Annotated in this window: 9 protein-coding genes and 1 pseudogene; 6 read left to right on the top strand and 4 right to left on the bottom strand. The window is 40.6% G+C overall.

Annotated features, from left to right (window positions below):
* Nucleotides 1–91 precede the first annotated feature (91 nt).
* A complete protein-coding gene (locus ACED42_RS17735; protein ID WP_371703578.1) occupies nt 92–1,078 on the top strand; it encodes a hypothetical protein in 987 nt (328 codons plus the stop codon).
* 239 nt (nt 1,079–1,317) lie between these two features.
* Here ACED42_RS17735 and ACED42_RS17730 read toward each other — a convergent pair.
* The 3 genes and pseudogenes from ACED42_RS17730 to ACED42_RS17720 all read right to left on the bottom strand — a co-directional run.
* Nucleotides 1,318–1,413 (bottom strand): annotated as a pseudogene (locus ACED42_RS17730) (integrase); the annotation flags it as partial.
* Nucleotides 1,414–1,516: 103 nt separating this feature from the next.
* Entirely contained in the window at nt 1,517–1,807 is a 291-nt protein-coding gene (locus ACED42_RS17725; protein WP_371703576.1) for a type II toxin-antitoxin system RelE/ParE family toxin, read from the bottom strand.
* On the bottom strand, nt 1,800–2,021 hold the full coding sequence (locus ACED42_RS17720) for a hypothetical protein (RefSeq protein ID WP_009847096.1): 222 nt from the start codon (nt 2,019–2,021) through the stop codon (nt 1,800–1,802). The genes ACED42_RS17725 and ACED42_RS17720 overlap by 8 nt, the downstream gene beginning before the upstream one ends.
* Nucleotides 2,022–2,207: 186 nt before the next feature.
* Between ACED42_RS17720 and ACED42_RS17715 the strand changes: the two genes are divergently transcribed.
* Both ACED42_RS17715 and ACED42_RS17710 read left to right on the top strand, forming a co-directional pair.
* Nucleotides 2,208–2,528: a hypothetical protein gene (locus tag ACED42_RS17715; protein ID WP_122046750.1), complete on the top strand. Its 321-nt coding sequence runs from the start codon at nt 2,208–2,210 to the stop codon at nt 2,526–2,528.
* A gap of 255 nt (nt 2,529–2,783) precedes the next feature.
* Nucleotides 2,784–3,110 carry a hypothetical protein gene (locus ACED42_RS17710; RefSeq protein WP_009847094.1) on the top strand — a complete coding sequence of 109 codons (327 nt, stop codon included), beginning with the start codon at nt 2,784–2,786 and terminating at the stop codon, nt 3,108–3,110.
* Between the two features lie 448 nt (nt 3,111–3,558).
* Here the strand turns inward: ACED42_RS17710 and rplY are convergent, their stop codons facing one another.
* Nucleotides 3,559–3,837 carry a 50S ribosomal protein L25 gene (rplY, locus tag ACED42_RS17705; protein ID WP_009847093.1) on the bottom strand — a complete coding sequence of 93 codons (279 nt, stop codon included), beginning with the start codon at nt 3,835–3,837 and terminating at the stop codon, nt 3,559–3,561.
* 369 nt (nt 3,838–4,206) lie between these two features.
* Here rplY and ACED42_RS17700 point away from each other — a divergent pair, with 369 nt between their 5' ends.
* From ACED42_RS17700 to ACED42_RS17690, 3 genes are all read left to right on the top strand, one after another.
* Nucleotides 4,207–4,935, top strand: coding sequence for a glycosyltransferase family 2 protein (locus tag ACED42_RS17700; protein WP_371703575.1), 729 nt, complete (start codon nt 4,207–4,209; stop codon nt 4,933–4,935).
* A gap of 14 nt (nt 4,936–4,949) precedes the next feature.
* Nucleotides 4,950–6,269 carry an LssY C-terminal domain-containing protein gene (locus tag ACED42_RS17695; RefSeq protein WP_371703573.1) on the top strand — a complete coding sequence of 440 codons (1,320 nt, stop codon included), beginning with the start codon at nt 4,950–4,952 and terminating at the stop codon, nt 6,267–6,269.
* A 173-nt stretch (nt 6,270–6,442) separates the two neighbouring features.
* The gene (locus ACED42_RS17690) at nt 6,443–6,823 is read left to right on the top strand and encodes a VOC family protein (protein WP_102495889.1); all 381 of its coding nucleotides are present in this window, start codon (nt 6,443–6,445) and stop codon (nt 6,821–6,823) included.
* Nucleotides 6,824–6,960 lie beyond the last annotated feature (137 nt).

Here is a 6,960-nt window from a genome sequence, read left to right as displayed (position 1 = left end):
TAAGCTAACCCACGATATTGGAGGCTAGCACCTTTCGTGGGGGTCATTATGTCTATGTGTATCGGGGAAATTGATCGTTAAAGGTAATTTTATGAGAGAGAAAAAAGATAGAGAAGAAGAAAATATTCTGTCTCGTATTTTTAAAGAAAGTAAATATTGTGAAATATGCAAAAGTGAACAGCCAGATTTTATATTGAAATATGATGCTAGATCGATAGGAAAGGTTGATGTAGGTGTGGAAATTACTGAGTTGTACTTCGATGGCACATCAGCACGATTAAAAAATAAAGATAACTATGCATATGAAATTTTGGAGCACGGTAATTATGTTCACAAAGATGATAAGGAAAAACTAAAAGTACAAGATGTTAAATATTTTTCTCAAGCAAAGCCGGGTGAGCCATTTGATACGAAAATTTTGATGCATCCTAACTATACGCTACAGGACTATAAAAAGTCTTTACTGCAAACAATTAGAAAAAAGTCAAGGAAGTTCCTGAAGTATAACGCTAATGTGAATCAATCAGCTTTAGTCGTTTATGATAAGGAAAATATATTTACTAAGTTTGATAGGCAAAATTTTGTTAGTGTATTTTTTGATAAGTTAGTATCAAAAGAAATAAAAAGTTCACCGTTTGATGAAATATATTTAATTACTAGGTTTAAAAATGACCACAATCAGTACTATGTACAGCTTAAGTACTGCCTTCTACAAAACGAACTAGGAGTTTTGTTAAACTATATAGAAAAAAATAAACTTAATGAAAAAATAGATAGCTTAGGCGTTGAGGTGATTGATTTATATTCGGAGGTCTTATTTAAGAAAGGCTATCCATCAATAGGCTTCTCAGAGCGTAATGGTAATCGAGTTGTTAACGCTAATAGATATTCATTTTGTATAAATGTTTCCTCTAGAGGAATGAGTGTTTTTGATGATTTTCCAAGGCTATATATAAATGAACATGAGTACTCAGAAGTTGATGCTAAATTTTTTACAGAAAAATCGTTTAGTTCATACTTGAAAGAAACTAATGATAAGTTTGTCTCATTTGAGGTGGGTTTTAAAGCACTAAGGTAGAATATACACATAACGAATAAGGATTAAGGTGTTGCGTAGTCAACACTAAATCCCAAGTGTTGAACAAGCCCGAAGCCACTTTATTAAGTAAATTGTACGATTGAACTTGAAGGGCACATCGCTTTGAGGCTTTTCTCAAGGCGAGCGAGGTCAAGATAAGGTTGCGATAGCAATCTTATCAACCAGTTAGCTGTTTTTCGTTTCTTTCGTCGTCACATCTCCTTATTATCAAATGCCTTTCGACGAACCGCACGAGAATAGGCATCAATAGTTGCAGGTCGTTTACCTTGCAGTTTAAGGTTAGTAAGGTGTTGTTCATAAGGAGAGTTATAGCGTTACAAGAGTATGGATGGTAGCTGTTTTACTCTGCCGCGTAGCGGCTTCGTTCAACAAACGAGTATGGCTCAGACGGGCAAGGATATTTTCGATCACATTGAATCAATATATTTTCTTCATATCTCGATAAAAATTTTCGTGCGAGCCGAGAGCTATTAGTTCGAGAGTTACAGTACCATCTTCATAGCTATAACCGAGCAATGTTAATTGCTTAACCACCTTAAATTTATGCACTCTCAAGAAAAACAGGTCACCTTTCTTCTGCTCACCAAGATGCGGATCTTCCATAAGGGCTCGAATAGCATTATCTAGATCCGTTTTTTGGTTCTTGTGTAATTTCTTGACCGCCTTCTTAAAAGTAGGTGTCTGAAGAATGTTGGTAATCTTAGTCAAAAGAGTAAGCCTCTAATTTACCTGCTTCCTTCTCAGCTTTTGCTATGACTGCTTGCTTTACGAACTCATAAGGTAGATCGGGGTTGTCTTCCATCATTTTCCCGATTTTAGCCCAGTGCTCAATTTGTTTTGGTGTAGTGCGGTTTAGTGCTTTAGCCATTATCGCAGCCTTATCAAAAAGATCTTGGTCAATACGTACACTTGCAGTAGCCATAATATGTCTCCTAATTTAGTTTGTATCTATATTGTAGTAAATCGCCACAGGTGTTGCAAATTGCGCCATGACAAGCATTTAAGCAGACAGTTACGCTTGTAATTTTCTACTTGGATTAGTTTCAGTGATTTCGGTCGTAGGTTTGAGTGTATAGGTAGTGTTGTCAGCGACTCAATTAGGCATTATGTGCTTCAGGCAAATTATCTTATGGAGGCAATAGTGAAAGATCCTGATATCGAGTTTTCAAAATGGAAGCTAGAGAGGAAAAAAGGAAGTCTCAAATTTACTGCTCGTACATCATTTCCAGCAATCTTAGGCGTGATGGTCGGTCGAAGTATTGAGCCGTTGTTTATGTCAGAAACAGCTTGGGGGTGGATACAAACTACCGATGTATTAATGAGTGGTTTCTGGAGCTCGATTGGTGCTATCCCCTTAAGTTATGCAATATGGTTTTGGCGTGAGAAGAAGTATAAGCATCATGTCGCTAATCTTCAGAAACGCACATAATAAATCGTTTAAGAGTGATTCTTATATGTACCTCTGGCCAAATTTTATGCCTGTATTTCTTAGCATCAAGTGAAATCGAAATTACCAGAACAAGGGTATTGGAAGCCGGCTACTAGTTACAGCTATAGAACACTCAAATGAAAGAATAGATTTCGTGTTAACAGCGCTCTGTTTACTATTGGGTAATCGCGTCGTTCACGTCCTTTAAACGCCGTAATGTTCTACCCTAAGACGTAACACTTTGTGGAGGTCTGTATGAATATCAAAGAGTCTGATTGGAAAATCTTTTGCGAGATAAAGAGTGAAGCTGCGCAACTGTTTTGTACTCGTCAGCTAGATGAAGCCATCAAAGCGATTACTGATGAATCAGAATCTGTAGGGGAAAGGTTTCACTTTATGTGCGAGTACTCCAAAGAATCTCAAAAGCAAATGAAGCTTATTTTTGATGGCCATTCTCGAAGCCGAGCATTTATCCAACTCATGCAAATGTGCGAGGAAGGTTTGATTGTACCAAAACAATTCGAACGCCTTTCTGAGGAACTCAAAAAAGACATTACGAACGCTCTAGAAAGAAGAGCCTAAGGAAAGTCGGGCAATCAGGCCGCTTGACCCTGTAAATGCACGATAACCTTCCACAACCATCCTAATATTACTCCTCTTTATTCGCTAATTCGGAATCGAATCCATGATTTTTGGCCAGGGAGGCTCAGTGTTATGTTTTGAAAAGTGAGTGTGCGGAGCCTAGCGAAAAAGCGGTCTAGTCTTTGTGTTAGAAAAACTACTGTATAAGTCCACCTTTCGTCCACCCTTAATCCACCTAGAAAATATAGGGACAAAATAGGGGAGGGGAAAGTTGATTGATTTCAGTGTATTGCGCGAGATTTTGGGCATTTTAGAGGGCTCAGAAACGGTGAAACCCCGATGTTGGTAGCATCGGGGTTTCGAATTTCTAGATTTCTCGACTGGTAAGATCGATTATCTTTTCTATGCAGAAGGCTGGATTAATCCAATCTTATTCCTTGGTCGGGAATTAGATACGGATGAAGTCCATGTGCTCAACTTTAGGCTTGAACGCGTGACGTTGAACGTCTTGCGGCTTAACCTTAACTTCTGCGCCGTCAATCACTAGAGTGATTGTTTCGTAGAATTCAGGCTTATCCATTTGGTTGATCACGTCAGCGTGAACAAGTTCGATAGCTACAGCTGCTGCTTCGCCACCGTAGATTACAGCTGGGAATTTACCAGCGTGACGTAGGCGGCGGCTCGCACCTTTACCTAGTTCAGTACGTACTACTGCTTCAAATTTCATAGTTTTACTCTCAAATTAGTAAAAATTAACTTCACACCTCAATGCGACCTTGAGTATGTGGTAAAGCTTAGGCATAAACGAGTTCATGCTTAAGCGAGCGCGGATACTAACATCACATTCAAATCTGAGCAAGTCAGAAGCCCATCTCAAAGTGAATTTCCTTCGATAAATGATTCGTTTGGAGATAAAACGTTCACTAGCGCTTATTTACCCCATTTTATCGTCTTTTACATTGCCTATCTTATCTATTGATAGCGTTGCTAAATCATCAAGTTAATGAACGGAAAATGAATGTTTGCCTAAGACTTGGTTAAGGCTTGGTTGGTTAATCTTAGTGGTAATTAAACAGCAGAATGAATAGGTGAAAATATGGAACCGGTAAGCATTGTCGTAATTACGCTAAACGAAGAGAAACGCATCAGCCGCTTAATGGAAGAGTTGAGTGTGCAAACCCATCAAGAATTTGAGGTGATTGTTGTCGACTCGAACAGTGAAGATAACACCAGAGAAGTGGCGCAAGCTTATGAAAACGCGTTGCCAAAATTAACTGTTCATCATATGGAGAATCGCGGTGTGAGCCTTGGCAGAAACACAGGCGCTTCATTAGCGCAGTACAACCGAATCCTTTTCTTAGATGCCGACGTGAGTTTGTCTCGAAACTTCCTTGCGAAAGCGCTTTATGAATTAGAGGAGAAGAAGCTTGAAGTGGCGGGTGTGTACATGAGTTCCAAAGGTCTGCCGCTTGTACACAAGTTTGGTTACGGGCTATTTAACGCAGGCTTATTTACTACCCAGTTCTTTTTCCCGACGGCGATTGGCGCCTGTATTTTTTCGACTAAACGAGCGCATGATGAGATCGGCGGTTTCGATGAAGAGATCGTCCTGTGTGAAGACTGTGACTACGTAAAACGTGCGAGCAAAACATGGCGATTTAGATTCCTGAATATGACCTTTGGTTTTGACCCACGTCGTTTAGACCAAGATGGCGTTGTGAAGACAGGCTCAACTTATCTTAAAGCCAATGTAAGACGCTTCTTCAAAGGCGAAATGCGTAACAACGAGATGAACTACAAGTTTGGTCACTACAAAGAACAGTAAGTATTGAGGTTGTTATGTTTGATGGACTAGGGCTGTTTCTGGGGGCATTGGGTGATGCTCTCATTGGCCCAAACCTATTTGTACCGGGAGAGCCCTTCTTTATCGCAGCGGGCTTTCAACTGTATTCAGGTGCATGGATGGCGTTGGTTTTGGTGATGCTAGGTGGCTTGCTTGGTGACCAACTCAGTTATTTCATTGGTTATAAATACGGTGCGAAAGCGCAACGAAGGCTCATTAAGTTTCGCCCTAAAACCAAAAGATTAATTGCGCGCTGCCGCTATCTGGTTGCTCGCAAAGGCACATACATCATTCTTTTTGCTCGTTTATTAGGGCCTATTGCTTGGGTTGTGCCATTTATAGCTGGCTCGCATCGTGTACGGTGGCGTAATTTTAGTGTGTTGGCGTTGTTCGGCTTGGCTCTTGGTGGTGGACAGTTCATTGCTTGGGGCATGTTACTGGCGCACGGCGTTGAAAACTTCCAGTGGCTTAATAGTCTTAAGATATTTATCTCTGAGCATAATAGCTTGATCGTCGGTGTGTTCGCAGTATCGGTTTTCACCATTATTGGTTATCGAATGAAGTGGCGACGCTTGGTACTTAAGTCGAGTGCGCTGTTGTTGGCGTGGGTATTGTTTGCGAACTACGCCCACTTTTTTTGGAAAGCCGATGACTTTCAGAATCAACCAGAGACGGCTCAAATTGACAAAGTCGACTGGAATTCAGTTACCTATAAAGCGTTCCCAGGCAAATCTTCGTTCTACTCGGCACAAGCTATCAACGTACTATATGTTGGAGCAACCCCAAGAGACTTAATGAAGCAATTAGGCTGGATAGAGAATCAGACGTTCTCTCGAAATGAGATTGAATGGGCTGGTTATCTCGCATTGCTTAGAGACAAAACACCACCTGTGTCCGATTTATATTGGCGAGACAAGCCACAAAATATGGCGTTTCAATTGCCGGGTAATTTGATGAAGCGCAGCCACATTCGCTGGTGGCGTGCTGGTGTTGATGTTCAAACTAACCAGCCTCAGTGGTTAGGTGCAATCAGCTATGATGATGGCCTTAAAGTCACCCCTTACTCAGGCATTGTGACCATACTGCATAACATTGACCCTAATGTTGATGAAGAGCGAGATAGGCTTGCTAATCAGATACGAACGTCATTACCAGATATTGAGCTAGACAAGTACCCATTAGCAACGGTGGAAGTAATGAATGAAGATCATGACTATTATACCGACGGTAAGATCTTGATGATCGGAGTCGCAACTCATAATGATAATTTACAAACTCTAGATGTCGCTGTGAATGAGATACAGAGCGATATATAAGAGCGACTAACTTGCGCCTTGTTTGGACCTCCTTCAAACAAGGCTTTGCAATTTCTACTGGACTATATCTAAAGAAACATAACCCCCTCTCATGTCATTCCTCGGCTATAAATTTTTCAATTTTGACTATGCTGATTAAGGGCGAACAAGCAGCGACAGCTGAGGATAACGTTATGCAAATGAATCCGATTGGTTGGTTTGAAATATATGTTGATGACATGTCGAGAGCAAAAATTTTTTATGAATCAGTGTTTAAAGTGACGCTGGATAAGTTAGACAATGAAACCGGAATCGAAGTTGAGATGTGGGTATTTCCTTGCGATATGGGGAACTATGGCGCCACAGGAGCTTTATGTAAGATGTCCGGTGTAAAAGCGGGAGGCAACAGCACCATGGTTTACTTCTCTTGTGAGGATTGTGCCACAGAAGCCAGTTTGGCAGCGGCCAATGGTGGCGCGCTACAAGTACCCAAAATGGACATTGGTGAGCATGGTTTTATCAGTGTAGTGAGTGACACGGAAGGCAATATGATTGGGCTTCACTCGATGAGCTAATCGTATTGAAGTGGGAAGAGCTTTGTTAAACCAGAGTATAGTTAGCCCTAGCGTTGTGCTAGGGCTTATCGTGGTTATTTAGTTATTTAGTTATTTAGTTATTTAGTTATTTAGTTATTTAGTTATTTAGTTATTTT

The sequence above is a fragment of the Vibrio sp. FF145 genome (genome assembly GCF_041439075.1).
GTDB lineage: Bacteria > Pseudomonadota > Gammaproteobacteria > Enterobacterales > Vibrionaceae > Vibrio > Vibrio tasmaniensis_A.
The sequence above is the reverse complement of the archived record's forward strand: the minus strand, read 5'-3'. Positions and strand labels throughout refer to the sequence as shown.